This window comes from Inquilinus sp. YAF38 (assembly GCF_052113205.1).
In the GTDB taxonomy this organism is placed as follows: Bacteria; Pseudomonadota; Alphaproteobacteria; order DSM-16000; family Inquilinaceae; genus Inquilinus.
The window spans coordinates 1-25,335 of record NZ_JBFRCU010000049.1; the positions used below are offsets into that span (position 1 = coordinate 1).

Sequence of the window (25,335 nt, forward strand, 5' to 3'; positions counted from 1 at the left end):
CAACGACACCCTCCATCTCTTCGACGCCGAGAGCGAGCAGACATTGTGCCAGGCCTGACCGCCGTGCCCGTCGAAGGCTTCGTCCTGTGCGTCGGCCGCCTCTATTCCGATCTGGTGTTCACCGGGCTCGACGCGATGCCGGAGCCGGGGCGGGAGCATTTCGCCCGGGACGTCACGCTGGTGCCGGGCGGCGGGGCGTTCATCACCGCCGCCCATCTCGCCGGGCTCGGCCGACCCGCGGCGCTGGCGGCCCGGATCGGGATCGACCATTTCGGGAGGGGGCTGGACGGCCCGCTCGCCGCGAGCGGGGTCGATCTGCGCTGGCTCGACCGCGCCGCCGATGCCGGACCGCAGCTCACGGTCGCCATGGCGGTCGACGGCGACCGCGCTTTCCTGACCCGCCGCGCCGGCAGGGCCGAGCCGGCAACCCTCGACGCGGCGCTGGCCAGCGGGTTGGCGATGCACATGCACATTGCCGAACTGGCGACGCTGAGGGAGATCCCTGACCTGGCGCATCGTGCCCGTCGGCAGGGCCTGACCGTGTCGCTCGACTGCAGTTGGGATCAGGCGGCCATCGACGACCCGGGCACCCTCCGGCTGCTCGACGGAATCGACCTGTTCCTGCCGAATGAGGATGAGGCGATGGCCCTGACCGGCGCCGAAACGGTCGATGCCGCCCTGGCCTTCCTGGCGGCGCGGATTCCGGTCGTGGCCGTCAAGCTCGGCGCCAACGGCGCCGTGGCGCAGGCGGGGAAGGAGACGTCGCGAATCGCGGCGCCGTCTGTTCCGGTCGTCGACACCACCGGAGCGGGCGACTCCTTCGACGCGGGTTTCCTCTACCGCTGGCTGGCCAGGGCCCCGCTCGACAACTGTCTTGCCTGGGGCGTCGCCTGCGGCAGCCTTTCGGTGCAGCAACCGGGGGGCGCCTGTCCCGCAGGCCGCGCCGCCATAGAGGAACTGGCCCTCGATCTTCAGGCATCCGCGTCGGCCGCCGCTGCTTAGGACCGGCGCCGCATCGCAACCCGCGACGATCGCCTGCTGAGCCCGATCCGTCACTTGGGGCGGAGCAGCCAACAGACCGCGAAGGGACCGATGTCGAATCCTTCGACCGGACGATCGACGAAGCCATTCGGCATCAGCACCTCGGCGCTCCGCCAGGCCCCCTCGGGCAGGGCCAAGGCGATGCGCTCGTTCCGTAGATGGGCGATACAGAGCGCATCGTGGTCGACCATCTCGATCAGAAGGCCGCGCAGGCGCGGATGGCCGGTCCAGCGCAGGGCCGATGCCGGCCGGCCCGCGCAGCGCGACAGACGGCTCAGGAGGTGCGCCGCCGGCGTCCAGGCACCGTCATCGGCAATCAGTCCCTTCGGCCCTGACGGCTCAAAGAATGTCAGCGCCTCGACGTCGGGGTCGAGGAAGCCCGCGACGGTGCCGGCCAGCCAGGCGGCGGCAATGACCTGTCCTTGCCTTGGATCCGGTGCGGCGGATCGACGGCGGCCTTCGGGCGAGGTGGCATTCGGGTTGTAGCGCAGGCCCAGCGTCATTGGACCGATCTGAAGCCGCCGGACCGGGAGCTTGGCCCTGGCGGAAGCCAGGATCTCCTCCAGCGGCTCGGTCGTCTCGCCGATGGTGTCGTCGTCCGACCCATGCACCGTGGGATTGGACGTCCAGGCCAGATAGTCTGCTGCCGGCCAATGGGTCATGCGGTTGAGCTCGGTGAAGAAGGCCCCCGTACCCGCGCCGATGACGGTGCCCGGCAGGATCTCCCCGGCCGCCGCGACGGCCGCATCGTCGGCGTCCCATAGCGAAACGCCGATCGCGGGCCGGTCGATCAGGGCCGACGCAAGGGCTTCCAGGATCGGGTGGTGGCCGATTGCGGTGCCGCCTCTGATATCGATGCGCAGCGGTCCCGGCACGGCCGACACCTTCGCGCGCGCCTCCTCCAGCCAGGCGGGTTCGGACGGGTCGATCTCGATCGCGGTGAAGCCGAGGCCAAGCGCGCGGATGGCGTCGGCCTGCGCAACTGCGATCGGGCCGGGCGGCAGGCTGGTGCCGAGAACGGGAAACGGTGCCGTCTTCTCGACGGCCGGGCCGCCGTCCTGCGCTTGTCCGGCCGTGGTCGCCCGGGACAGGATCTCGAGCCTGACGACCTGCTCGACGGCCGATGAGGGCCCGATCCGGTACGGATAGGGCCGGGCCAGCGGCCGGCAATAGGTCTTGTACGAGGCATCGGTCCAGTTGCGCTGGTCCTCGGTCTCGAACACCTCGCCTTCGAACACCAGACGGAGGCGGTGGCCGGCCGCGGTCTCATATTCCATCGCGGCGATGTCGAAGAATGGCTGGTGCGGCGAGACCAAGTCGGGGAACCGAGTGTCCTCGACCCGGCCGTCCGCATGGGTCACGGCCACCGGGCGGCCGCGAGCGGCCCCCAGGCTGTGGAGCACGACGAAGCCGGTCCGGTTGGTGTCGAAGCCGGATGCCGACGAGGCCCGGGCCCTGGCCTCGACCATACGGTCGGTGATGGTCCAGGTGACCGACCAGGCCAGGTCTGCGGCGGCCGGGTCGAGGGCACCGCCCGCGGTTGCCGTCACCCGCCCGTCCTGCCGCTGCAGGCGGGCTTCGGCGGGCAGGTCCGCCGTCCCCCAGTTGACGTCACGCACGACGAAGCCGATGCCGCGGAACAACTCCTCCCCATCGAGGCTGATCTCGCGGGCGAAGGCGCCGTTGCGGTCGAGCCGGAGGTCGAGCCCGCCTTGGGAGAGGCGCCCGGAAGAGGATGCGTCCGCAGTCATGCTCAGCCTCGTGACAGTCCGGTTGAAATGAATGGCGGAACGGGCGAGGCCCCGCCCGCCGCCGCGATGCAGCATGGAATTGCTTTGACGAAAGCGCGTCGGCGTGACTAGCGTAGCGCGATACTGGTATCAAAGGTATACCAAATGGCTACGGTCGCGATCCGGCGCCGCAAGCTGTACGAAGATGTGGCGGAGCATCTGGAGCGCATGATCCAGGACGGCTCCTACGCGCCGTCGGATCTCCTGCCATCCGAACGCGATCTGATGCGGCAGTTCGGGGTCGGTCGCCCGGCGATCCGCGAGGCGCTGTTCCATCTGCGGAAGATGGGGCTGGTGGAGCTCCGGTCGGGGGAGCGGGCGCGGGTGACGCAGCCGACGCCGCAATTCGTGATCGATGCCCTGTCCGGCACGACGCGGCACATGCTCGCCGCACCGGGCGGGGTGCAGAATTTCCAGAGCGCGCGCAGCTTCTTCGAAACCGGCCTTGCCCGCTACGCCGCGTCGCACGCCACCGCGGAGGACCTGGCGAATCTCGAAGCCGCGCTGGCCGCCAACCAGGAAGCGATCGGCGACCTCAAGCGCTTCCAGGAGACCGATGTCGGCTTCCACTATGTCCTGGCGGTGATCCCGCGCAATCCGATTTTCATCGCCATCCACGAGGGGCTGGTCGAGTGGCTGCTGGAGCAGCGCAAGACCACGCTGAGGGCCGGCGGCTACGAGATCGCCTACGAGGCGCACAGGGCGATCTTCGAGGCCGTGACGGCCCGCGATCCCGATCGCGCCGAACGGGCGATGCATGAGCATCTCAACTATGTCGCCCGCCGCTACAACGAAATCGTCGGGGGGGAGTGATGGGGGGCTATGTCGTGCTGGTCGAGTTTCGCCTGAAGAGCGGGTCGCGCGGCGACTTCCGGCCGCTGGTGGACGAGAACGCCAAGACATCGACACGCGACGAGGCCGGGTGCCGTCGTTTCGACGTGATCGAGCCCACGGGCGATCCTGATGCCGTCCTGCTCTACGAGATTTACGACGACCGTGCCGCCTTCGACGCGCATGTCGCGTCCCGGCACTACGCCAAATTTGACACCGCCAGCGCCGGCTATGTGGTCGGCAAGTCGGTGACGGTCGGCGAGCTTGTCTGCGAGGGGGCGCTGTAGAGGTTTCGAAAAACGCCGCCCAGAACCTACAGGTCGGGCGAAGCAACGGGAGGAAGCGGAGTGGCATACGAAGATCTCAAGGCCATGGCCGGCACCAAGGCGCCGAAATTCGGGCATTTCATCGTCGAATTCGCCACGCCCGGCATCGGGCACATCTTGAAGTCGGCGGGCTGCGACTTCGTGCTGTTCGACCTCGAGCACTCGGGCTTCCACTTCGAGACGGTCAAAAGCGCGATGCGCTACTTCGAGGCCGCGCAGCTGCCAGCGATCGTACGGGTGCCGTCGCGCGAGTACCACCACATCGCCCGGGCGATGGACATGGGGGCAGAAGGGCTGATGCTGCCGATGGTCGGGTCGGCCGCCGAGGCGCGCGAGATCGTGCGGTCGATGAAGTACCATCCAGCCGGCGGGCGAGGCGTGGCCCTCCAGGTCGCGCATGACCGGTACCGGCCCGGTGCCGTGACCGAGAAGTTCGCCGCCGCCAACCGGCGCTCCACCCTGTTCTGCCAGATCGAGACGGCGGACGGCGTGAAGAATGCGGACGAGATCGCGGCCACCGAAGGCGTCGATGCGCTCTGGGTGGGGCATTTCGACCTGTCCGTCTCGCTCGGCATCCCGGGCCAGTTCGACCACCCCGACTTCAGGAACGCGATCGACCGGACCATCGCGGCCTGCGCGAAGCACAAGAAGGCGCTGGGCCGCCTGGTGCCGACGGTCGCCCAGGGCATCGAGCTCAACGCCGCGGGCTTCGATTTCATCTGCTACTCGGGCGATGTCTGGGTGCTGCACGACGCGCTGGCGGAGGCGATGACACGCCTGCGCGAAGGCGCGAAGGCCGGGCGGAGCTAGGGCGATGGCCGCACCGTTCCGCGTCGCGCTGTCGGGCGATTTCCGGAAGCCCGACGGAACGCCGACCTATCCGGACTTCGATCTCGCGCCGCTTCGCTCGGCGCCCGGGGTCGAGATGCTGTTCCTGGACGTGGCCGACCCATTGCGCGCCGAGCAGTTGGAGGATGTCGACGCGCTGATCCTGCTGACCCACCGCTTCACCGCGGAGAGCGTGCCCAAAAGCGGCCGCCTCGCCGTGGTCGCCCGCTTCGGCGTCGGTTACGACACGGTGGATGTGGACGCCTGCACCCGGGCCGGCATCGCGCTCGTGATCACGCCGGACGGGGTGCGCCGGCCGGTCGCGGTGTCGATCATCACGCTCATGCTGGCGTTGACCGGCAAGCTGCTGGTCAAGGACCGGCTGACGCGCGAGGCCGCGGCCGGCTTCGCCAGGCGGTCCGAGCATATGGGCCTCGGCCTCGTCGGGCGCACGCTCGGCTCGCTCGGGATCGGCAATATCGGCGCCGAGATGTTCCGGATGGCCAGGCCGTTCGACATGACATTCATCGCCCATGACCCCGCGGCGGATCCGGCCGTGGCGGCGGAGCTGGGCATCGAGCTCGTCGGGCTCGACGACGTGTTCCGCCGCGCCGACGTCCTGTCGGTCAGCTGTCCCCTGACCCCGCAGACCCATCACCTCGTCAACGCCGACCGGATCGGGCTGATGAAGCCGACGGCCTATCTGATCAACACCGCGCGCGGGCCGATCGTGGACCAGGCGGCGCTGACGCAGGCCCTGCAGGCGCGGCGGATCGCCGGGGCCGGGCTCGACGTCCTGGAGCAGGAGCCGCCGGACCCGGACGACCCGATCCTCAAGCTCGACAACGCCATCCTGACACCGCACGCCCTGTGCTGGACCGACCAGTGCTTCGCCGGCAACGGCGCCGCGGATGTCCGCGCCGTGCTGGAGGTGCAGCAGGGGCGGGTGCCGCGGGGCGTGGTCAACCGCGCCGTGCTCGACGCGTCCCGCTGGCGCGAACGTCTGGCGGAATTCGGCCGGCGCTTCGGCGCGGGACCTTGAGGGCGACGCTCTCCTCCAAAAGGGGAGAGATCGATGCAAAGCAGCCGGCGCTCACGACCGGCGGATCCAGGGAGGACAGGCGAGCATGAACGATCGGACGAGACGCGAATTCGAAGCCGGCCTGGCGGCCGATGTCGACGCCTGGCTGCGGGGCGAGCCCACCCGGCGCAGCTTCATCAAGAGATTCGGGCAGATGACCGGGATGCTGGCCGTGTCCGGACCGCTGCTGGCCTCGATCAGCCGCTCGGCCCTGGCCCAGGCGGCCGCCCAGCTGGCGGATCCGTCGACACCGCTCGGTCAGGCGCAGGCGGCCGCCCTCAAGGCCTCCACGGAGGGGCCGGCGGATGGTTCGGCCTATCGCGCCGTGCAGGCGGCGAAGCAGTTCCCGGACGTGACCCTGACCATGACCTACGAGTCCGGGCTTCAGGCGCTCGACCCGCGGCATTTCTCCGGACCCCTGTGGGAGCAGCTGACCGGGATGAAGTCGAATGTCGTCGAGCTGTCGCATCCCGACCAGTACTCGAAGCCCGTCGCCGAGCACATCGCCGGATCGGGCGCCTACGACATCCTTGACATCGAGCCGGCCTGGACCCCGTCGCTGGCCGATGGCGGCGTCATCGCGCCGCTCGACGACTACATCGCCAAGCACATGAACAAGGCGGATTTCGACGACTATCACCCGCTGTTCAAGGCGCTGCCCACCTACAAGGGCAAGATCTGGGGCGTGTTCGACGACGGCGACATGTTCGCCCTCTACTACCGCAAGGATGTCTTCGACGATCCGAAGCTCAAGGACGGCTACAGCCAGAAGTTCGGCAAGCCGCTGGCGGTCCCGAAGACCTGGGAGGACTATGCCCAGGTCGCCCAGTTCATCACCGACCAGATGGCGCCCAACCTCTACGGGGCGGGGCACTTCCGCAAGGCCGGCAGCCCGGGCAACCAGTACGACTTCCTGCAGCAGTTCAGGGCGAACCGGGGCGAGTTGTTCGACGGCGACATGAAGGCCGGGTTGGCTTCGGCCGCCGGCATCAAGACCCTTGAGAACATGATCGCGGCCAACAAGGCGTCGATCCCCGGCAACAACGAGCTGGATGCCGTGTCGCTGTGGGCCGCCTTCCTGCAGGGCAAGGTGGCGATGATCTATTCCTGGCCACCCAGCGGCCGCATGGCCGCCAACTACTCGCAGAGCGATGCGGCGATCAACTTCATCCCGCGCTCCACCATCGCCGGCAAGGTCGGCTATGCCGTCGTGCCCGGCAATCCGGAGCATGCGACCGGCTACAGCAAGGCGCTCGCGGCCGATTCCGAGAATCCGGAGGCCGCCTACCTGTTCATGCAATGGGCGACCTCCCCGCCGGTGTCGCTGGCCCGCACCATGCTGCCCTATGCGCTGCGCGATCCCTACCGGCTGTCGCACTACAAGTCGGAGCTGTATGGCGCCCTCTGGCCGGAAGCGAAGGACTACCTCGCCAACCTCTGCAACTCGGCCAATGTCGGGCTGCTCGATATGATCATGCCCGGCTGGCAGGACTACGCGCTCAGCCTCGACCGGATGTGCTCCTCGGTCTGGGCCGGCGCCGATCCCAAGGCCGCGCTCGAGACCGCGGCGGCGGAGTGGGACCAGACGACCGAGCGCCTGGGCACCGACAGCCAGAAGGCGTTCTACGCGGAATACAAGAAGCTGCCCGGCTCCTCGGCCGACCACACGGTCGAGGCGCTCGGGATGGCCGTGAAGCTGTGACGGCGCCGGCGGCGGCGGGCCTCGGATTCGCCGCCGCCGGCCCATATCGTCGACGGGCAGCCTTATGACGACCGATGCCACCTCCGCGATCGCTCCGCCCCGGCGCCGGCCGCGCCGACGGGCCGGCTTGTCCGAATGGAGCGACCGCCATTTCAAGTGGCTGCTCGTGATCCCGGCAGTGCTGCTGATCCTGTCGCTGTCGGTCTACCCGCTGGTCTTCTCGCTCTGGGTGTCCTTCGTCAATTACGACTTCCAGATCCCGGGCCACGCCTTCGTCGGCCTGAAGAACTTCTCGATGGTGGTGCTCGACCCGGTGGCCCGGTGGTCGCTGGTCCTGACCATCCTGCTGTCGGCGGCGAACGTCGCCATCGAGTTGGTGCTGGGTCTGGCACTGGCGCTGGCGATGGTCCGCAGCTTCCCGGGCCGCGGCCTGGTCATGTCCGTCCTGATCATCCCGCTGTTCATCAGCCCGGTGATCGTCGGCCAGGCCTGGGCCTTGCTGCTGCAGCGCCCCTTCGGGCCGATGAACTACCTGCTCGGCGAGCTCCTCGGCCGCGAGGTGACGATCGGCTGGCTGACCGAAAGCCCGTGGCTCTACTTCGCCCTGATCCTCGCCGATGTGTGGCAATGGACGCCGTTCATGTTCGTGATCCTGCTCGCGGGGCTGACGGCGATCCCGCCCAACCTCTACGAGGCGGCCGAGCTCGACGGCGTCGACGGCTGGCAGGCGTTCCGGCTGATCACGCTGCCGCAGATCGCCCCGATCATCATGCTGGCGATCACCTTCCGCCTGCTCGACGCGGTGCGCCTGTTCGACACCATCTTCATCATGACCGCGGGCGGGCCGGGCACGAAGACCTACACCAGCTCCTTCTATCTCTACACCGTCGGCTTCACCCAGTTCCACCTGTCGCAGGCGACGGCGGGAAGCTGGATCCTCCTGATCCTGACCGCCCTGCTGGTAGGGCTTCTGGTGAAGCGCCTGGTGAAATCGGAGCCGGCCTGATGACGCAGACCCTGACGACGCGGCGTGCCAGTCCCCGCAGGCGAAGACGCCGGCCCGCGATCGGCCGCTTCGTGTTCCTCGGCCTGTTCATGCTCTTCGTGCTGGCGCCGATCTATTGGATGTTCGTCACCTCGATCAAGCCGAGCGACGACTACCTGGCCATTCCGCCGGTGTGGTTCCCGGCGGAGCCGACCACGGTGCACTACACGGCCGCGCTGTTCGCCTATCGCGGGCTGCAGGGCATCGTCAACAGCCTGGTCGTGTCGCTGGCGGCGACCTTCCTGTCGGTGCTGGTCGGCACGTCGATGGCCTACAGCCTCGCCCGCTTCAACACCGGCGGGAAGCACCTGTCCTTCTGGATCCTGTCGCAGCGCTTCCTGCCGCCGATCGCCGTGGTGCTGCCGATCTTCCTGATCTACCGCAGCGTGGGCCTGCACGACACGCGGCTCGGGCTGATCATCGCCTATACCGTCTTCACCCTGCCGGTGTCGGTCTGGATGATGCTGGCCTATTTCCGCAGCATGCCGCGTTCGATGGAGGATGCGGCGCTGGTCGACGGCTGCACGCAGTGGCAGGCCTTCTGGCAGGTCGCGGTGCCGCTGGCGGCGCCCGGCATCGTCGCCGCCGCGGTCTTCGCCTTCATCGCCTGCTGGACCGAGTTCTTCTTCGCCCTGGTCCTGACCAGCCGTTCGGCGTTTACGCTGCCGACGGTGTTCCGGGCTTTCCTTGGGTTCCAGGGCGCCCAGTACGGTGAGGCCAGCGCCCTCGCCATCGTCTCTCTCGCGCCGTCGATTGCGCTCGGCGTGCTGGCGCAGCGGCATCTGGTGCGCGGGCTGACGCTCGGCGCCGTGCGTGGATGAAAGGGGCTCGCCGATGGCGGACGTCAAGATCAGCGGGCTGCACAAACGCTTCGGCCCGTTCCATGCCGTCCAGGGCATCGACCTGGAGATCGCCGACGGCGAGTTCACGGTGCTGGTCGGCCCCTCCGGCTGCGGCAAGAGCACCCTGCTGCGGACCATCGCCGGGCTGGAGGGCATCAGCGAGGGCACCATCGAGATCGGCGGCGAGGTGGTCAACGACATGCGGCCGCGCGACCGCGACGTGGCCATGGTGTTCCAGGACTACGCCCTGTATCCGCATCTGACGGTCGAGCGGAACATCGGCTTCGGGCTGCGGGCCCGGAAGATGCCGGCGGATGAGATCGGCCGGCGCGTCGGCCGGGTTGCCGGGATGCTCGGCATCACGCCGCTGCTCGGCCGCTATCCGCGCCAATTGTCGGGCGGCCAGCGGCAGCGTGTCGCCATCGGCCGCGCCATCGTGCGCGAGCCGCAGATCTTCCTGTTCGACGAGCCGCTATCCAATCTCGATGCACAGCTGCGCGACGAGATGCGCGGCGAGATCAAGCGCCTGCACCAGGACATCGCCACGACGATGATCTATGTCACCCACGACCAGATCGAGGCGATGACGCTGGCCGACCGGATCGTCCTCATGCGCGACGGCCGGATCGAGCAGATGGGGTCGCCAGCCGAGCTGTTCGAACGGCCGGTATCGCTTTTCGTCGCGGGGTTCCTCGGTTCGCCGAGGATGAGCTTCCTGCCCGGCAGCGTGACGCGCGGGGACGGAAAGGCCGGGATCCTCGTCGACGGTCGGGAGGTCCCGCTGCCCTTGCCGGCGGGCCGCATTCCGGATGCGACGGAGGCCGGGACCCGCGTGCTGCTCGGGCTGCGGCCCGAGCATGTGGTGCGGGCGCGGGAGGAGGGTGCCGGGCCGGGCACGGTCCGGATCGACGCGACCATCGAACTGCTCCAGCCGACCGGTTCCCGGACCTTCGCGACCTTCCGCCTGGGCGACGCGCAGGCCATGGCGGAGCTGCAAGCCCATGACGTCGGCTCCGCCGGCGAAACCATCGGACTCGAGATCAACCTGAACCGGGCGTCCGTGTTCGACGCGGGGACGGAGCGGGCCTTGTAGATCCGGCGCTCAAGGGCCCGCGGCAACTCGAGCCAGTGATGCGGATCTCCCGACGTCGACGCGTTGCGCCAATGCGCGGAGATGGTCGCGACGTACGGTCCGTCAACGTTCCGAAGCTTGACCGGGCGATCCGGCGAATCTCCGGAGCATATCCGTCGTAACCGTCGAGCCAGTCCCTTCAACGCGATGCCACCCGTTCGGCGTCGGCCGCGCCTGTTCTTCGCGTCATTGACGTCTTTCGCAACTCTCGGAGACGGTGGACGCACTCTGTCGCGGCATCGAGATCCGCTGGTGTTTTCGTCCCATCACGCCGTTGCGGCCTGAAGCGGCATGGCGAGCAGGATCGTGGCAGGCTTGTCTGTATTGTTCTTGAGGGCTCGCCCCTCATTTGCGGCGATGCGGCAAGAGTCCCACGGGCGGAGCACCACCTCCTCGCTGCCATTGGATATCGTGACCTCGCCGTCGAGCACGACATACATCTTCTCGACTGACGAGGCGTCGAGCGTCGTCCCGCCGGTCGGCTCGATCTCGGAGATCCCGAGCCAGAGCGTGTCCGAGGGCCCGGCCTCCCGGCCTTGCAGCCGTCGCATGCTCATGCCGTGGTGACCGGGTGCCGAGTAGGGTGGAGCGGCGGTATAGCGGATAACGTTCACGAGATTCGACCTTTCGCGGTGAGCTGGTGAGCAACGGGCCGCGGCGCCGAGCCGCCTGAAATCCGGATTGGCAGGCCGATGATCTCGCGCGCCTCGCGCGCATTGGCGATCTGCCCGCCGAGATCCTCGACGATCCGGCGCGCCTTCTCGACCAATGCAGCGTTCGACGGGGCAAGAACGCCACGATCGAGATAGACCGAATCCTCCAGGCCGACGCGCACGTGACCGCCGGTGAGAAAGGAGAAGGCCACGCTCCGGAACGCAGCGCGCCCGATCCCGACCGCCGTGAACTGGGCGTCTGCAGGCAGCAGATTGCGCGCGTAAAGCACCGTTTCCGGCGAGGCCTGGAAGCCGTAGCGCACGCCCATCACGAAGGAGCAAAGGACCGGGGGCGCGAGGGTCCCGTCCGCGAGCAGGTCCTGCATCAGGGCAACGTCGCCCGAATCGAACAACTCGATCTCCGGCTTCACCCCGGCTTCGTTGATCACCCGTGCCATGCGACGCACATTGCCCGGCGTGTTGATCACGACCTCGTTGCCGGAGTTCATGGTGTTGAGATCCAGCGTGCAGATGTCGGGCTTGAGCGCCGCCACGTGCTCGACGCGCCTCTCCGGCACGAGGAGCGTTGTCCCGGGACCTGCGACGCTTGGGTCGTCCTCACTGGGTGCGAAGCGCCCGCCCGGACCCGTCGTCAGATTGAGGATGAGCTGGCTGTCCTTCGCCCGGATCCGCTCCACGACGTCACGGTAATACTCAAGCGCCATCGACGGCTTGCCGGTCTGTGGATCTCGTACATGGATATGGGCAACCGCAGCGCCAGCCTCTGCCGCCTCGAGCGCCGCATCCGCGATCTGCTCGGGCGTGATCGGCAGATGGGGTGTCTGATCCGGTGTCGTCAGATTGCCGGTCACGGCACAGGTGATGAACACCGTGTCGCGTGGTGCGCGCATGGTCCCCTCCTATCCTCAGAGCGCCCGGCCGCCGTCGACTTGGATGATGTTCCCGGTCGAATAGCCGAGCAGCGTGGCGCAGGCCGTGATGGCGGCGGCGACGTCATCGGCATCGGCGATGCGCTTGAGCGGCGTCGACGCGGACACCTTGTCGTTGAAGTCGGCCCCGCGGCCGCGCACGAAGTTCGTGTCGACCACACCCGGCGACACGGCCAGAACGCGGACCTCCGGCGCGAGAACGCGGGCGAGCGCCTTGGTCATGACGTCGATTCCCGCCTTGGCCGCGCAGTAGGCGATCGAAGACCCGACCGCGGTGAAGGCGGCGACCGAAGAGATCGAGACGACAAGCCCATCGCCCGAGGCTTTGAGCAGAGGCGCGAAGGTGCGGATCACCGCGAACTGACCGCGCCAGTTGACCTGGAAAAGGCTGTCGATGAGATCGTCCGTGAGAGCTTCCAGATCCGCATGCGGCACAGGCTTGGTGAAGCCGGCTGCATTGACCAGGATGTCGAGACGGCCATATCTCGCCTCTATCTGCGAGCGCAAGGCGATCAGGGTCGACGTGTCGGTCACATCGGCAGGGAGGGCCAGATGATTTTCGCCACCGAGATCGGCCAGGACGGCTGCGGCCGTCGTCGGGTTGCCATCGCCGAAGCGGTGGGTGATGACGATCGTCGCCCCGGCGTCAGCCAGCATCCGGCTGGTCGCCGCGCCGATCCCGCCCGCCCCGCCAACGATCAGCGCAACCTTGCCATCAAGGGAGCGCGGATACGACAAGCGCCGCGCCGGTGGCGCAGCAGCTGGTTCGACGACGGCAGCCTTTGACATGCCTGGGCTCATTCGGTCGAAGTTGAAGATGATTTACTTTATTGGCGGCTGCGGGAGCTTGGCTTCGCCAGGTTCCATCACGAATGCGTGATCAAGCTGGAACCAGGGCCCGGCCAAATGCGCGGCAGGAGTTGTGCCCTCACCTTGGCGGCAGTTGCAGATCAGGTGTTCGGTGACGCCGAACACCACGTCGCTGCCAAGATATTCGTCGCCGCCCACGAAGACTTGCGTGACCAGAGTCTTGTAGCCGGGTTTGAAGCAGAGAAAGTGCAGATGGGCCGGGCGATACGGATGACGATTTTGGGCCCGGAGCAGGTCGCCGACCGGGCCGCCGGTGGGCACCGGATAGCCGGCCGGCTTCACCGACCGAAACCAGAAGCGGCCATCCGGGTCAGTCATGAACTTGCCGCGCAAATTCATCTCGCTTTGGTTCGCGTCCTGGTTTTCGTAGAGACCGACCGGCGAGGCCTGCCAGACGTCGACCTCGACCCCGGCGAGCGGCCGGCCCTGCGGATCCGTGATGCGGCAACTCGCGAACAGGGCAGGCCCCGGCGTCTCCGAGCGAACGATCGAGCCGCCGTTCGGAGTTGGTGGCGAGTTCATGCGCCAGAACGGACCGAGCAAGGCCGAGGCCGTCTCCGTCGCGCCGTTTCGGCCGTTGTTGAGGAGGCACACCAGGGTGGAGAAACCGATGGCGTCCGAAAAGAGGATCGCCTCGTTATGCAGGTCGTTGCTCGCTTGACCGATGCGGTTCAGGACGTCGATCCCCAGATCGAACTCCTCCTCCGTGAGTTGAACCTCGCGGGCGAAGGCATGCATGTGACGGACAAACGACGCCATCACCTCGCGCAGCCTTGCGTTCGGCGTATCCGCCATTGCGTCGAGGACGACAGCCGTCACCGAGCCTTCGTCGGTGATGATGCTCGAGTGCTTTGGAGAGGACGCTGCCGATTGTTCATTATCCATGGGTCTGCCTCCGACCGGATGCGTCGATCTTCGATCCATTCTGTGCAATCGTTTGCGTAATACACCGGGCCAGCATTGCGAGCAAGCCGGATTGTTATCGGATGAGGAGCCGCAGCTCAGTGCCCGTTCGCCCGCCCGTCGGAGAATGGAGCGGTTGCGGGAGGAGCGCGGATGTTTGCGCGAGCGAGGACGAAGGCGGTGGTGGGCCGTGGGTGGTAAGCCTTGCCGTGGCGCCTGAAGCGATCTTCAGAGCCCCGCCTCTGCGCGGATCGTCATGTCGACGTATCGGCCAGGATCCGTCAGATGCTTTTGCGGGACGTAAGTCGAGCGCAAGCGCAGAACGGTTCGCAGCCCTTCCTCATCGATGGAGAGGTCGCGCCGGATGCCACGCCCGGGGTCGGTCAGCCGCGCATAAATCCGCTCTGCCAACTCCGGCGGGATGTTGGCGAGGTTGGCCCGCAGGATAGCCGTGGCTTCACTCCTGTTGGCGGGATCCGTCAGCCACCCGAGCGAAGCGCGGAAGGCCCTGACGAAAGCAACTGCATCGGACCGACGCAGGTCCAGCCAAGCCCGCCGCGCCATCGCCGAAACGCCCTGGTAGGACCCGATGATGCTGCTCATGTCGGCAAGCCGCACGGCGCCGGCATGTTCTGCAAGGAGATCGAGCGGCGCGTTCAGCAGGGTTGCGGCCTGCCTGCCGTCCAGAAGCGCCGCGAGCCGCTGGGCGCCACCGCCGACGGCTTCGATAGTGACCTGGTCGAGGCCGATGCCTGACTTGATGAGAGCTTCACGAAGGACGAAAGCGAAACCGGTGGTCAGAGCATCCACCGACAGCACGCGCCCCTTCAGATCCTCCATGGAAGCGATGCCCGGAGCCGCCATGAGCGACAGCATGCCGTCATCGATTCCCAGGAAGGCGACGAAATCGCTCGCGCCAGGCACCCCGACCTCGGCCTGCCGCTCGGCATAGGCGACGACATTGTCGATCGACGTCAACGCAATATCGAAGGCTCCGCTGGCCATATCTTTTGCCATCTGCGTCGAGTTCGGCGTGATGGTGAGGCTTGTCGAGAGCCCGTCGCGAGCGAAGAAGCCCTTCGTCTGGCCGACCCAAACCGGCCAGTTGGATGCCCCAGCGAAACCAAGCAATTTGATGGGAGCTGCCGCCTGCACCGGCATCGGCTGTTGCATCCTGTGCGCCCCTCCTCGATCAACGCATTGGTGCTGGCCGTAGAGTACTTTGCCGCGGAAATTAATGCAATCGATTGCGGAAACTCAAGGCCGACGCGCGCGGGTTCTGTTTGCCTCGACGTTCCTGGAACACGCGGACATGCCATTCGCAACCGATTGCATTCACCAATGGCATCGCATAGATGTGAACCCATGCGTGGGGCCATCACCATCAAGGATGTCGCGAACGAGCTCGGGGTTCACCCGTCCACCGTGTCGCGCGCACTCGATCCAGCAAAGCGCGGCGTCTTGGGTGAGGACGTGGTGCGACGGGTTATCGAAACGGCCCGGCGGCTGGGCTACACGCCGGACGCGGCGGCCGCCACCCTGCGGCGGGGTCGGTCGAAATTGATCGGCGTCATCGTTCCGGACATCGCGAATCCCGTGTTCTCGCCCATCATCAGCGGGCTGGAGAATGCCCTGGCCGCGAAAGGCTATGCCTTGATCGTGGCCGATCAACCGTCCGAAGACAGTGGGCGTCCGGATATTATCGAGACGCTCACGGCCCGTCGCGTCGACGGGCTCGTGCTTGCCACTGTCGCGCTGAAGGACAACGCCGTAACCCGCTGCATTCGACGTGGTGTGCCGGTGGTGCTGGTCAACCGGGCGGAGGCGGACGACCGTGCGCCATCGGTCGTTTCAGACGATATCGAGGGCATGAAGCTGGCTGTCGAGCATCTCGTCGCCCTGGGGCATCGACGCATCGTGCACCTCGCGGGTCCGCGCGCGCTTTCTACCGGATTGCTGCGGCGCGAAGGCTTCAAGTCGGCCATGCGCGCCGCCGGATACGCTGTCAATCGTCACGACATCGTGGAGTCCGCCGCATTCACGCGCGCGGCGGGGGCCTCGGCGGCCGCAGAGCTGTTGAAGCGAAATCCGGATGCGACCGCTGTTGTCGCCGCCAACGACCTGCTGGCTTTGGGAGCCTATCAGGCCTTGGCGGCGGAGGGCCGCCGCTGTCCGGACGATGTCTCGATCGTCGGCCACAACGACATGCCGCTTGTGGATATGGTCAGCCCCGCGCTGACGACGATCAGAATAAGCCATCGCGAGATGGGCGAGGCAGCCGCACGGCTGCTTGTCGGGCTGATCGAAGGGCAGGAGACGGCTGAGAGTAGAATCGTCACGCGACCAACCCTCATCATCCGGCAATCGACCGCCAAGGCGCCGATGTCACAGCGTTCGGGTGCGAGCGCCCGCGGAAAGCGGGAGCGCGCCCTCGAGGATCCGGTCAACAAACGGCCGAGCACCGCGAGCGGGAATGGATCAAAACGCCGGGGCACCTAAATCGGCGGGATTTTAAGTGCCAAGGCAATGTCCTGAGCGGTAATCGGCGCATCCAGTCCAATCGAGAGCCGCCGGCAGCACCCTGGAGGATGCCGAGCAGAGTCGATCCGCGCTGCACTCAACCCTGCATCAGAACACTGACCAGCCGATCCCGCGTCAGCGGCAAGTCACGCACTCTTATGCCAAGCGCCCGCGATGCGGCATTTCCGATCGCGGCTGCCACCGGTCCCTGCGCGGCCTCTCCCGTGCCCAGAGAAGGATGGGCAGAATCAACCATGAACCGTGTCTCGATGGATGGGACCTCAGAGAATTTCAGGATCGGGTAGCTCAGCCAGTCCAGTGAGGGCACCCGATCATTGTCGATCCTCACCTCTTCCTTCAGCGTCCAGCTGATGGCTTGGATCGCGCCCCCCTCGATCTGGTTGCGCGCCCCTTCCGGGTTGACCAGCAATCCCGCATCGACACAAAGCCAGAGCCGCTCGACGCGCACGTCCTCATCGACCGCGACCTCGGCCGCCGCCGCCAGCCATGCTCCCCTGTTTTTGTATCGGGCAGCGGCAATCCCCAAGGCGCGGCCTGCCGACTGCCGGCCGGGCCAGGCGCTCATCTTGGCCACTCCGTTCAGGACCGCGCGACAGCGCTCATCCGTGAGATGGCGCAGCCGGAACTGGATGGGATCGGCACCCGCCAGCTCGGCAAGCTCATCCATCGCCGACTCGATTGCGAACACGTTCAGGTGCGCCCCGAGCGAGCGCAGCGATGAGGTCCTGATACTGCTTTGCGTGTCGAGCCGGACGCGAACCTCATGCCGCGGGAAATCATAAAGCGCCGCGGCGTTGCGCGATGCGCCGCCACCCACTGCGTCCGGCAGGTCATCGACTCGCTTCGGCAGGCGCCCGCTGTCCAAAGCTTCGGCGGAGCTGAGATTCACGTAACCGCCGGAGCCCGGCCTCTGGGCGTGGGGGACGCTGACGACCGAGAACCGCCACGTCGCGACGTGGCCTGAGGAGTCGAGTTCCGCCTCTATCTCGGACGACATTGCAGCGCCCAACGGGCCACGACTGAGTTCGTCCTCGCGCGACCATTGCACGCGGACCGGCCTTCCTTCGAATGACATGGCGATAATCGCCGCGTCGAGCGCCGCATCGTCAGCGCCGTTGTGACCATAGCAACCGGAACCGGGGACATGGATGACCCTGATGCTCGATGGATCGACACCCAGGCCGCAGGTGGCGATTTGCCTGCGCAGCGCGAATACTCCCTGCGAATGCGTCCATATCGTCAGCCGGCCTGCCGCATGGTGGGCTAGCGCGCAGGACGGCCCGATCGACGCATGGGCAAGATGGGGACGGGAATATCGGGCTGCGAAGGTTGCGCATCCGGAAATTTGCGGCCGCTCGGCCACGCGAAGGACCGCCACCGTCTCACCGTTCGATTCGGCGGGCTGCCAGAGGCCCGGAATCTCCCGCCAATGGACAAACGCATCCGCCTCCGCATGCGCGCGGTGAACGACGTATTCGTCGTCGCCGACCAAAGCCAGAAAGTCATTTTTTCGCAACATCCCTACGTCCGGGTAGCGTTGCCGGAGCCATGCTTCGTCCACGGTTTCGAGGTGAGCGAGGCGAAAGGGCTGCCTGACCACCCTCGCATGCATCATGCCTTCGAGCGACATGTCATGGATGAAGCCCCCACGCAAAAGCCTGGCGGGAAAGTCCATGCGGGGCGGGCTCGAGCCGACAAGGCGATAGTCACGCACCGGCTTGACCACGGCATCGCCGGTAATCCGCTGCTGCCAATCGACATCCGGCGAGAGCGACCAGAAGTCCAGTTCGGTCGCGGTCCCGTCGAGAAAAATGATCCCGTCGCGGCAAGACAGGGCGTTCAAATCGGCACCGAGGCGCGTGGCAGCGGCTTGCAGCAAGGCGGCGCGGGCTTGTGCTGACGCCAGGCGAATCGATGCGCCTGACACCTCCACCGATCGGCTCCCGGCGGTGATGCCTTCATCTGGCGACCGGTCCGTATCGCCGGACAGGATCTCGATTCTCTCGAGGCCGATGTCCAACTCATCGGCCGCGATCTGCGCGAGCGCCGTCGCAATGCCCTGGCCAAGTTCGACCTTGCCCGTACAGACCGTGACATGCCCGCGACGGGCGAGGGACAGCCACCGGCCCAGGACCGGATTGTCCTGAATGCTCTTGGGCAGAGCGCTCGCGATCATGCCGCGTCATCGCTGCAGCTTGTTGCCGCTCGCTCAATGGCGCGCAGGATCCCGGTATGGGCGCCGCACCGGCACAGGTGCCGGTCCAGTGCGGCAACGATCGCGTCGCGGGCCGGACGGCGCTCCGCCTTCAACAAGGTGTAGGCGCTCATCAAAATTCCGGCGAGGCAATAGCCGCACTGTCCAGCATGCTCGTGCCGAAACGCATCGAGCAGCGCCGCCCCCACTGGGCTATCGGCGAGTCCATCGGCAGTCGTCACGACCGAGCCGGCCAAGGCCGAGACGGGAAACGTGCAAGCGTATCGCGCCCGCCCATCAATATCGACGATGCATGCGCCGCACTGCTCCAGCCCGCAGCCGAAATGCGTCGCTTTCAGATCGAGACGATTTCGCAAGGCGAACAGCAGCGGCTCGTCAGCGTGGACGTCGAGGGTCACTTCGGACCGATTGAGCCGAAACGCAACCGAGGCAATCATGCGCGACGCTCTCCGAGGCGCTTGCTCATGGCCTGAGCAGGACCCGGTTCGTGGTGCCGCGCAGAACCGATGCATAGGCCTTGGCGGCATCGCCAAAGCCGTAGCAGGCGTCCGGATTGATCGGGAACGGCCTCAGGAGACGTTCCTCGAATTTGGGCTTCAGCTTGTCGAATATCCGCGCGCCATCCACTGACGACAGCGCCAGAGTATCGATGCCGACGTACTTGTGGCGGCCACGGAAGAAGTTGAAGATATCGAAGGGAACGGCGCGGTCGAAGGTCGAGATGAAGACCTGTCGCGCCTGTTTCGCCATCGCCCTGTTCGCAATCTCGAAATAGGGGCTGCCCACCGTATTGAAGACGATGTCGGCGCCATGACCGCCCGTCTTCTCGAGCAGGAGCGCTGCCGCGTCCTGTGTGCCGCTGTTGAACATCTCGACAGGGCCGTTCGTGTGGCCGAGCAGCGGCTGGTCGTTGTACTCGACGGCAAAGACCCTGGCGCCGGCCATCGTCGCCAGCTGGATCACGGCCTGCCCGACCTTGCCGTTTCCACCGCAGACCAGCACCACGTCCGTCGGCTGGACACCGCCGGCTTCGCGCAGTCCTTCGTGCGCGGTGATGAACGGCACACCGGCGGAGGCCGCCTCCTCCATGGTCAGGTTGGAGGGCTTTGCACGAACCGCCCTCTCGTCGAGCACCATCCATCTGGCATGGCTGCCGTCTCGCGTGATGCCGAGTTCGCCCCCGCCGCCCCAGATTTCCAGGCCGATCATGCGGGACGGACCCTCGCGGACGATGCCGGCAAAATCGCGACCTGGAATGCGCGGCCATACCGCCTGCGGCATGTGACCGAGCGCCCCCTTCACGTCGCTGGGGTTGACGCCTGCCGCGACCACCTCGACCAGGACTTGGCCGGGGCCGGGACGTGGAATGCCGGTTTCGACGATCTCGATCAGCAGATGATCGAGATCGGGCGATGTCTGCGACATGCTGAGAGCCTTCGGGGCCGTGGCATCCAGTTGAAAATTCATCCGGTTATTTCCTGTTCTACCGGTTGCATCAGTCCAGACCGGGCGGAGGCGTCCGAATGGAGTTCCTCAGCCCGCCAACATCTCTGCCGATTGGGTCAGCCGTTTCGGGTCAGGAACCAGCGGACGAGGCTGTTGAAGTCCCGCCACCGGTCGATCCACAGAAAGTGGTTCGCCTTGTCGAAGACGTAGAACTCCGCACCGGGCATCCGCTTGTACAGCGACACGCCGTTGTCCAGGCCCTTGACCGAGTTGTTGCCCCAGATGACGAGCGGATGCTTGGTGAGCCTGGCCAAGTGCTCGCTGATATGCGCGCCATCCACCTCATATTGCTCGACGTTCCGCTTTCCGCCATCGGCCCAGAACTTCGCCCATGGCGCTTCCCAGATGGGCATCCATCTCGTGCCGAGTTCAGCGCATCTATCGAGGAACGGGTCAGGCAAAATAGAGGCGTCGTAGGTCATCGTGGAAAGCCAGCGGCGCATGCCCTCACGGGTCGTTTCGAGCCCACTGCGGACCATCGTGCCCGGCACGAACGCATCGCTGTATTTGATGTCGACCCCCTTGGCGCCGACGCCGCCCGCGGGCAGAGCCAGGCTGGCACTGTCGACCAGGATCAGTTCGGCAACGAGATCCGGTCGGCGCAGCGCGACATAGGTCGCTATCCAGGCGCCCTGCGACTGACCAAGCAGATGAACGGGCCCCACGCCAAGGGCTTCGATAAACGCAAGCACGTGGTCCGCCCGCACACCTACGTGCCCGATATCGTCGATGCCGCGTGGTGGCTCGGTCTCGCCGCCGCCCAGTTCATCGATCGCGAAGACGTGGAAATGCTCGCCCAAAGGAATAAGGGTGGGAAACCAACGATCACTGCCGAGACCGACCTGAATGTTCGCGCCGTGGACCAGCACCAGCGGCCGGCTCGATGCGGATCCGGCTTCGCGGTAGTGGGTGCGATAGCCGTCGACCGTGATGTACTTGCTTCTCACCTTCTCCGGATGGTCGTAGATCGTCGTCCAATTCTGGGTGGTCGGCGTGGAAGTATTGGTCATCAAGCACGCTCCTTGAGGTCGGCGGTCATGTTGGCCGCATGCCGTTCATGCTCGACCGGGTCCAGGTATGGATTTGGCGCGCATCGGTTCGCGATGCGCGCCACCCGCATCAGATCGAAGATGGCCGTCGCGGCAGGCCGAGCGCATCCTGCGCCGCCCACAGGTATTTCAGCTCGGCATGATCGCGCCAATTGACCTCCGCCGGGACGTCGCCGGATTCCTTCAACTGCGCGATGAATGTGTCCATGACCTCGCTGCTGTCGAACCCTCCGTCCGGACTGAGCATGTCGAGCTCTTCCTGGTATTGCGCCTCGAATGCCGGCGGGATCTCGTAGCCGGCCTCGCGCATGATCTTGTACGCTTCGTCCTTGTTGGCGCGATTGAAGAGCCACTGTCTTGCGCGGATGTCGGCGACCATCCAGGCATAGGCGGTGTCCTCATTCGCTGTAAGCCATGGACCCAGCGCGACGATCGCTTCCTGCGGTGCCGGGAAAAGTTCGTCATGAATGAATTTCCCGCCTGCTTGCTCGACGCCGGCGCGGTGGCGCGGGAACAGGACCGCGGCATCGATGGTGCCGCTGATGACGGCCATCTGCCGGGCGTTGGAGGCGCCGGTCATCGGAACGATCTCGACGTCCTTATCGGGATCGAGGCCCATCTTGATCAGGATCTGCTTCAGCACCCAGGTGTTGCGGCCGGCGAGCGCACCGCCGGAGACTTTCTTGCCTTTCAGATCCGCCGGCGTGTCGATGCCCTTGCGCGCCGCAAGGATCCAACGCTCCCGCTGCCGGAAAACGCCGATGATCTTGATCGGCATGTTGCTGGCGATGGCGGCCGACAGGGCCCTGTCGGTGTCGCTGTGGGTCATGTCGAGACTGTTGCTCACCAGGCCGGGGATGTATTCCTCGGTCAGGGTGGCCTTCAGATCGGTGATGCCCACCTCCTTGAAATAGCCCTTCACGGTACCGATCGTCGTCGGCCAGGCGTCGGCATAGTTCGGGCTGATCTCGCCGTAGCGCAGTGTGCTGAGGTTTGCCTTGATGTTGTCCAGGCTGGGGCCTGCGGTCTGGGCAAATCCAGAGCGGCCGGTCGCCAAGGCCAGCATGATGCCGAGGGCACTGTAGCCGCCGATCCGAAGCACGTCGCGGCGCCGCAAGTCCGCATTCGCGCTTTCGCTGTTGTTGATCTTTGTCATTGTTTGTTGCCTCCCCATTTGATTTGCGTTTTAAGAAATTGTGTTGCCTCAAAGGCTGTCGATGCGGCGCCACGGCGCGACATAGGCTTCCAGCCATCGGGTCGCCTGGATGAGCGCCAATGAGACCACGACCAGCACGAAGAGGACGGAGTACATCAGCGACGAGTTGAACGTGTCTGCCGCGCGTTTGATCAGGTAGCCGAGGCCGTTCGAGCCTCCAAAGATCTCGGCGATCACGACACCGACAAGGCCGCGGCCGATTCCCTGCTGCACGCCGGCGATGATGAATGGAAGGGTGAAGGGCAGCACGACCTTGGCATACAGCTCCCAGCGGTTTGCCCCGAATACCCTGGCGGCCGCCAGAAGCGACTTCTCGGTCGTCTTCACCCCTGCCCATGCATTGATGATGATCGGAAAGATCGCCGACAGAACGACGATCATGACCTGCATCTTCACCGTAAAGCCGAGAAACAGGATGAACAGCGGCACCAGCGCGACGCGCGGAACCGAGGCGAGCGCCCAGATGTATGGGCTGAGGATGGTCTCGACATATTTGTTGCCGCCCATCAGCAGCCCGGCCGGAATACCCAGCACGAATGCGATGACAAGGCCGATGCCGAGCGTGCGCAATGTGAAGAACAGGTGGTCGCGGATGCTTCCGGAAACCGACGCGCCCGGTGGCGCTGACGTGGTCAGCCCCTTCCACAGCGCGGCGAACATGTCGCTCGCCTTGGGCAGGAACAGTTCGTTGACGAAGCCCATCCTGACGAAGATTTCCCACGCGGAGAAGAAGAGCGCCAAGTTGAGAGCCGTGATGCCCCAGGCGCCGTAGCGCCTCCAGAATTCGCGCAACGTCCACTCTGTCTTGACCAGCCGGTTCGAAGTATCGGTCGAGAGTGCGGGATCGGTAGTTTTGCTCACTCTCATCGCTTTCCTCCCCGGGATGACTGGATCGCTTCGTCTTTGACCAGACGCCAGATGTGATCGCGCAGCCTCGTGTATTCCGGCAGCGTCTTGGTGTCGTCATTGAAACGCGGCCGCGGAAGGTTCACATCGACCACTTCCTTGATGCGTCCTGGACGGTAGGAGATCACGACGACCCGGTCGCCCAGCATGATCGCCTCGTCAATCGAGTGGGTGATGAAGACAACCGTCTGGTTCGTCTTGGCGACGAAACGTTCCATCTCGCTTTGCATTGCTTCGCGAGTCATCGCGTCGATGGCGGCGAAAGGCTCGTCAGCGAGAAGGATGTCCGGCTCGGAAACCAAGGCGCGAGCGATCCCGACGCGCTGCTTCATGCCGCCCGAGAGTTCGTAGGGGAACGACTTCTCGAAGCCGGTGAGGTCCACGAGGTCGATGTAGCGTCGTACCCGCTCGTCCATCTCGTCCTGAGAAAGGCCCAGCTTCTGGAATTCGAACGGCATGCGCACGTTCGATTCTACTGTCCGCCATGGCATCAGCGCATAGTCCTGGAACACCATGGCGCGGTCGGGGCCGGGACCGGTGACCTGCCGACCATTGACGGTGATGGCTCCGGCCCATGGTTTGACCAGGCCGGAGATGGCGTTGATGAAGGTTGTCTTGCCGCAGCCCGAAGGTCCGACCAGCACGATGAACTCGCCGCGGTTGATCGTCAGGCTGACATCGCTCAGCGCCGTGAGCCTCTGCCGTTCGCGAAAGAGTTCGTATCCGACGGTTAGCCCGGTGGAGACAATCAGAGGAGTGGCACTCTTCGTGCCTGCCGCCTGCAAGGGCAGCGGGCTTTCCCGGACAACATTCATCGGCTTTGTCTCCTCCCGCACGGTCTTGGCGCCTTCAGGGCTCGTTCATGCAAACGATTGCGGAAAGTAATGCGGAAGAATGGCCCGCGCAAGCAGAGTTTTTCCGGCTGGCCGACGGCGACAACTCGCGGACAGATCGAGAGATCGCCGCACCGCGTTCGGCTCATCGGTTAGAGCGTTGAAGGCTGCCGGGCGGAAAGAGGTCTGGTCGGCGCCGCGGCCGCGCATGGTCATGGCAAGCCCGGACGGAGCCAAGGAAAGACCATTCTGCGGGTGGCATGAGCACCGCTGTCGCGCCGACCGAGCGGGGTGCTCAGACGGCCTGCACTGATGCCGTATGGATGTCGTTCTGAGCAGCCGGCATGCGCTACGGCCCGGCGCCGGTGAGGAATGTTCTCACCGCCTCGGCGACGATCCGGGGGCGGTCGGCTTTCGACGGGACGGCGTCGAGCCCGAGTAGGACGCGCGCGTGGGCGTCGAGGCGCAAGAGGCCGAGATACTGGTGTGCGAGCAGGTGAGCGTCGCGTGACGCGTCGAGATCGCCGAGAGCTTGCCGGCTCTCGATGAAGCCCACCACCGCCTTTACGGCGCCTTCGGGCCCGTTGGTCGAGAATGTCGTCGCGATCTCCGGGAATCGCCGCCCCTGCGCGATGACGAGCCGATGCAGTGCGACCGCTTGAGGATCGTAGATCACCGAGAGGAAGGCTTCGCCGATCTTCTCCAGCGCTCGCGGTATCGGCAGGCCATCCAGACGCAGCTCGTCCAACTGTCTCCGCAGGATTGCGCTTTCGTGTTCGACGACAGCGTTCAGGAGTCCTTCTTTGCCTCCGAAATGGCGATAGATGTTCGTCTTCGAGCCACCGACCCGGGCGACAATGGAGTCGACGCTGACGAGCTCATAGCCGTGCTCCAGGAACAGCTGTGCCGCGTGGGTCAGGATCGCCACTCGGGCGGTTTCCGCCCGCTTAGTCTCTCTCATCAGAGGATACGCGCTCCAGGGTCCGTGACCCCAATTCCTATCTCAGAATCGGTGAAGCCGCCAACGCGGCTCGTCGAAGCACCTCATCCGATTCCGGATTGACTCCGAAAGTCG

At 65.8% G+C, this 25,335-nt stretch carries 24 protein-coding genes; 10 read left to right on the top strand and 14 right to left on the bottom strand.

The annotated features are described in order from the left end of the window. Nucleotides 1–45 precede the first annotated feature (45 nt). A complete protein-coding gene (locus tag AB4Z01_RS20995; protein WP_441697085.1) occupies nucleotides 46–1,002 on the top strand; it encodes a carbohydrate kinase family protein in 957 nt (318 codons plus the stop codon). Between the two features lie 50 nt (nucleotides 1,003–1,052). Here the strand turns inward: AB4Z01_RS20995 and AB4Z01_RS21000 are convergent, their stop codons facing one another. Then, entirely contained in the window at nucleotides 1,053–2,792 is a 1,740-nt protein-coding gene (locus AB4Z01_RS21000; protein WP_441697087.1) for a hypothetical protein, read from the bottom strand. A gap of 144 nt (nucleotides 2,793–2,936) precedes the next feature. Between AB4Z01_RS21000 and nanR the strand changes: the two genes are divergently transcribed. The 8 genes from nanR to AB4Z01_RS21040 all read left to right on the top strand — a co-directional run bounded on the left by nanR (nucleotide 2,937) and on the right by AB4Z01_RS21040 (nucleotide 10,579). Then, nucleotides 2,937–3,644, top strand: a complete 708-nt coding sequence (gene nanR / locus AB4Z01_RS21005; RefSeq protein WP_441697090.1) for a transcriptional regulator NanR — start codon at nucleotides 2,937–2,939, stop codon at nucleotides 3,642–3,644. Continuing rightward, nucleotides 3,644–3,949 (top strand): putative quinol monooxygenase, encoded by a 306-nt coding sequence (locus tag AB4Z01_RS21010; protein ID WP_441697092.1) that lies wholly within the window; start codon nucleotides 3,644–3,646, stop codon nucleotides 3,947–3,949. The genes nanR and AB4Z01_RS21010 overlap by 1 nt, the downstream gene beginning before the upstream one ends. A 60-nt stretch (nucleotides 3,950–4,009) precedes the next feature. Continuing rightward, complete coding sequence (locus AB4Z01_RS21015) at nucleotides 4,010–4,798, top strand: HpcH/HpaI aldolase family protein (RefSeq protein WP_441697095.1); 789 nt, start codon at nucleotides 4,010–4,012, stop codon at nucleotides 4,796–4,798. Nucleotides 4,799–4,802: 4 nt separating this feature from the next. Then, entirely contained in the window at nucleotides 4,803–5,858 is a 1,056-nt protein-coding gene (locus AB4Z01_RS21020; RefSeq protein ID WP_441697097.1) for an NAD(P)-dependent oxidoreductase, read from the top strand. An 85-nt stretch (nucleotides 5,859–5,943) separates the two neighbouring features. Beyond that, nucleotides 5,944–7,599 (top strand): extracellular solute-binding protein, encoded by a 1,656-nt coding sequence (locus AB4Z01_RS21025; RefSeq protein ID WP_441697100.1) that lies wholly within the window; start codon nucleotides 5,944–5,946, stop codon nucleotides 7,597–7,599. Between the two features lie 64 nt (nucleotides 7,600–7,663). Further along, nucleotides 7,664–8,605, top strand: coding sequence for a carbohydrate ABC transporter permease (locus AB4Z01_RS21030; protein WP_441697103.1), 942 nt, complete (start codon nucleotides 7,664–7,666; stop codon nucleotides 8,603–8,605). Continuing rightward, on the top strand, nucleotides 8,605–9,465 hold the full coding sequence (locus AB4Z01_RS21035; RefSeq protein ID WP_441697105.1) for a carbohydrate ABC transporter permease: 861 nt from the start codon (nucleotides 8,605–8,607) through the stop codon (nucleotides 9,463–9,465). Before AB4Z01_RS21030 ends, AB4Z01_RS21035 begins: the two co-directional genes overlap by 1 nt. A 13-nt stretch (nucleotides 9,466–9,478) precedes the next feature. Continuing rightward, nucleotides 9,479–10,579: an ABC transporter ATP-binding protein gene (locus AB4Z01_RS21040; RefSeq protein ID WP_441697107.1), complete on the top strand. Its 1,101-nt coding sequence runs from the start codon at nucleotides 9,479–9,481 to the stop codon at nucleotides 10,577–10,579. Between the two features lie 305 nt (nucleotides 10,580–10,884). On the opposite strand, the gene AB4Z01_RS21045 is transcribed toward AB4Z01_RS21040, so the two are convergent. From AB4Z01_RS21045 to AB4Z01_RS21065, 5 genes are all read right to left on the bottom strand, one after another. Further along, entirely contained in the window at nucleotides 10,885–11,232 is a 348-nt protein-coding gene (locus AB4Z01_RS21045; RefSeq protein ID WP_441697110.1) for a cupin domain-containing protein, read from the bottom strand. Beyond that, entirely contained in the window at nucleotides 11,229–12,182 is a 954-nt protein-coding gene (locus tag AB4Z01_RS21050) for a 3-keto-5-aminohexanoate cleavage protein (RefSeq protein WP_441697111.1), read from the bottom strand. Before AB4Z01_RS21050 ends, AB4Z01_RS21045 begins: the two co-directional genes overlap by 4 nt. Before the next feature lie 15 nt (nucleotides 12,183–12,197). Continuing rightward, on the bottom strand, nucleotides 12,198–13,010 hold the full coding sequence (locus AB4Z01_RS21055) for an SDR family NAD(P)-dependent oxidoreductase (RefSeq protein ID WP_441697113.1): 813 nt from the start codon (nucleotides 13,008–13,010) through the stop codon (nucleotides 12,198–12,200). A gap of 33 nt (nucleotides 13,011–13,043) precedes the next feature. Continuing rightward, nucleotides 13,044–13,976, bottom strand: a complete 933-nt coding sequence (locus AB4Z01_RS21060; protein WP_441697115.1) for a dioxygenase family protein — start codon at nucleotides 13,974–13,976, stop codon at nucleotides 13,044–13,046. A gap of 246 nt (nucleotides 13,977–14,222) precedes the next feature. After that, on the bottom strand, nucleotides 14,223–15,167 hold the full coding sequence (locus tag AB4Z01_RS21065) for an ABC transporter substrate-binding protein (protein WP_441697118.1): 945 nt from the start codon (nucleotides 15,165–15,167) through the stop codon (nucleotides 14,223–14,225). 192 nt (nucleotides 15,168–15,359) lie between these two features. Between AB4Z01_RS21065 and AB4Z01_RS21070 the strand changes: the two genes are divergently transcribed. After that, nucleotides 15,360–16,493 (top strand): LacI family DNA-binding transcriptional regulator, encoded by a 1,134-nt coding sequence (locus tag AB4Z01_RS21070; RefSeq protein ID WP_441697121.1) that lies wholly within the window; start codon nucleotides 15,360–15,362, stop codon nucleotides 16,491–16,493. Between the two features lie 118 nt (nucleotides 16,494–16,611). On the opposite strand, the gene AB4Z01_RS21075 is transcribed toward AB4Z01_RS21070, so the two are convergent. The 8 genes from AB4Z01_RS21075 to AB4Z01_RS21110 form a co-directional block, all read right to left on the bottom strand. Then, entirely contained in the window at nucleotides 16,612–18,711 is a 2,100-nt protein-coding gene (locus AB4Z01_RS21075) for a molybdopterin cofactor-binding domain-containing protein (protein WP_441697123.1), read from the bottom strand. After that, nucleotides 18,708–19,187 carry a (2Fe-2S)-binding protein gene (locus tag AB4Z01_RS21080; protein ID WP_441697126.1) on the bottom strand — a complete coding sequence of 160 codons (480 nt, stop codon included), beginning with the start codon at nucleotides 19,185–19,187 and terminating at the stop codon, nucleotides 18,708–18,710. The genes AB4Z01_RS21075 and AB4Z01_RS21080 overlap by 4 nt, the downstream gene beginning before the upstream one ends. Nucleotides 19,188–19,212: 25 nt before the next feature. After that, on the bottom strand, nucleotides 19,213–20,217 hold the full coding sequence (locus tag AB4Z01_RS21085; RefSeq protein ID WP_441697129.1) for a quinone oxidoreductase family protein: 1,005 nt from the start codon (nucleotides 20,215–20,217) through the stop codon (nucleotides 19,213–19,215). A gap of 95 nt (nucleotides 20,218–20,312) precedes the next feature. Further along, a complete protein-coding gene (locus tag AB4Z01_RS21090; protein WP_441697132.1) occupies nucleotides 20,313–21,266 on the bottom strand; it encodes an alpha/beta fold hydrolase in 954 nt (317 codons plus the stop codon). A 109-nt stretch (nucleotides 21,267–21,375) separates the two neighbouring features. After that, on the bottom strand, nucleotides 21,376–22,461 hold the full coding sequence (locus AB4Z01_RS21095; protein ID WP_441697134.1) for an ABC transporter substrate-binding protein: 1,086 nt from the start codon (nucleotides 22,459–22,461) through the stop codon (nucleotides 21,376–21,378). Between the two features lie 48 nt (nucleotides 22,462–22,509). After that, nucleotides 22,510–23,388 (bottom strand): ABC transporter permease, encoded by an 879-nt coding sequence (locus AB4Z01_RS21100; RefSeq protein WP_441697136.1) that lies wholly within the window; start codon nucleotides 23,386–23,388, stop codon nucleotides 22,510–22,512. After that, nucleotides 23,385–24,242: an ABC transporter ATP-binding protein gene (locus tag AB4Z01_RS21105; RefSeq protein WP_441697139.1), complete on the bottom strand. Its 858-nt coding sequence runs from the start codon at nucleotides 24,240–24,242 to the stop codon at nucleotides 23,385–23,387. Before AB4Z01_RS21105 ends, AB4Z01_RS21100 begins: the two co-directional genes overlap by 4 nt. Before the next feature lie 367 nt (nucleotides 24,243–24,609). Continuing rightward, on the bottom strand, nucleotides 24,610–25,188 hold the full coding sequence (locus AB4Z01_RS21110) for a TetR/AcrR family transcriptional regulator (protein ID WP_441697142.1): 579 nt from the start codon (nucleotides 25,186–25,188) through the stop codon (nucleotides 24,610–24,612). Nucleotides 25,189–25,335: the final 147 nt, after the last annotated feature.

Bases quoted from the DNA above. Each gene is read 5' to 3' on its own strand.
- AB4Z01_RS21060 (WP_441697115.1), bottom strand. From the start codon at position 13,976: ATGGATAATGAACAATCGGCAGCGTCCTCTCCAAAGCACTCGAGCATC.
- AB4Z01_RS21090 (WP_441697132.1), bottom strand. From the start codon at position 21,266: ATGACCAATACTTCCACGCCGACCACCCAGAATTGGACGACGATCTAC.
- AB4Z01_RS21030 (WP_441697103.1), top strand. From the start codon at position 7,664: ATGACGACCGATGCCACCTCCGCGATCGCTCCGCCCCGGCGCCGGCCG.
- AB4Z01_RS21105 (WP_441697139.1), bottom strand. From the start codon at position 24,242: ATGAATGTTGTCCGGGAAAGCCCGCTGCCCTTGCAGGCGGCAGGCACG.
- AB4Z01_RS21070 (WP_441697121.1), top strand. From the start codon at position 15,360: ATGCGTGGGGCCATCACCATCAAGGATGTCGCGAACGAGCTCGGGGTT.
- AB4Z01_RS21035 (WP_441697105.1), top strand. From the start codon at position 8,605: ATGACGCAGACCCTGACGACGCGGCGTGCCAGTCCCCGCAGGCGAAGA.
- AB4Z01_RS21085 (WP_441697129.1), bottom strand. From the start codon at position 20,217: ATGAATTTTCAACTGGATGCCACGGCCCCGAAGGCTCTCAGCATGTCG.
- AB4Z01_RS21075 (WP_441697123.1), bottom strand. From the start codon at position 18,711: ATGATCGCGAGCGCTCTGCCCAAGAGCATTCAGGACAATCCGGTCCTG.
- AB4Z01_RS21080 (WP_441697126.1), bottom strand. From the start codon at position 19,187: ATGATTGCCTCGGTTGCGTTTCGGCTCAATCGGTCCGAAGTGACCCTC.
- AB4Z01_RS21065 (WP_441697118.1), bottom strand. From the start codon at position 15,167: ATGCAACAGCCGATGCCGGTGCAGGCGGCAGCTCCCATCAAATTGCTT.
- AB4Z01_RS21100 (WP_441697136.1), bottom strand. From the start codon at position 23,388: ATGAGAGTGAGCAAAACTACCGATCCCGCACTCTCGACCGATACTTCG.
- AB4Z01_RS21020 (WP_441697097.1), top strand. From the start codon at position 4,803: ATGGCCGCACCGTTCCGCGTCGCGCTGTCGGGCGATTTCCGGAAGCCC.
- AB4Z01_RS21000 (WP_441697087.1), bottom strand. From the start codon at position 2,792: ATGACTGCGGACGCATCCTCTTCCGGGCGCCTCTCCCAAGGCGGGCTC.
- AB4Z01_RS21050 (WP_441697111.1), bottom strand. From the start codon at position 12,182: ATGCGCGCACCACGCGACACGGTGTTCATCACCTGTGCCGTGACCGGC.
- AB4Z01_RS21055 (WP_441697113.1), bottom strand. From the start codon at position 13,010: ATGTCAAAGGCTGCCGTCGTCGAACCAGCTGCTGCGCCACCGGCGCGG.
- AB4Z01_RS21025 (WP_441697100.1), top strand. From the start codon at position 5,944: ATGAACGATCGGACGAGACGCGAATTCGAAGCCGGCCTGGCGGCCGAT.
- AB4Z01_RS21095 (WP_441697134.1), bottom strand. From the start codon at position 22,461: ATGACAAAGATCAACAACAGCGAAAGCGCGAATGCGGACTTGCGGCGC.
- AB4Z01_RS21040 (WP_441697107.1), top strand. From the start codon at position 9,479: ATGGCGGACGTCAAGATCAGCGGGCTGCACAAACGCTTCGGCCCGTTC.
- AB4Z01_RS21010 (WP_441697092.1), top strand. From the start codon at position 3,644: ATGGGGGGCTATGTCGTGCTGGTCGAGTTTCGCCTGAAGAGCGGGTCG.
- nanR (WP_441697090.1), top strand. From the start codon at position 2,937: ATGGCTACGGTCGCGATCCGGCGCCGCAAGCTGTACGAAGATGTGGCG.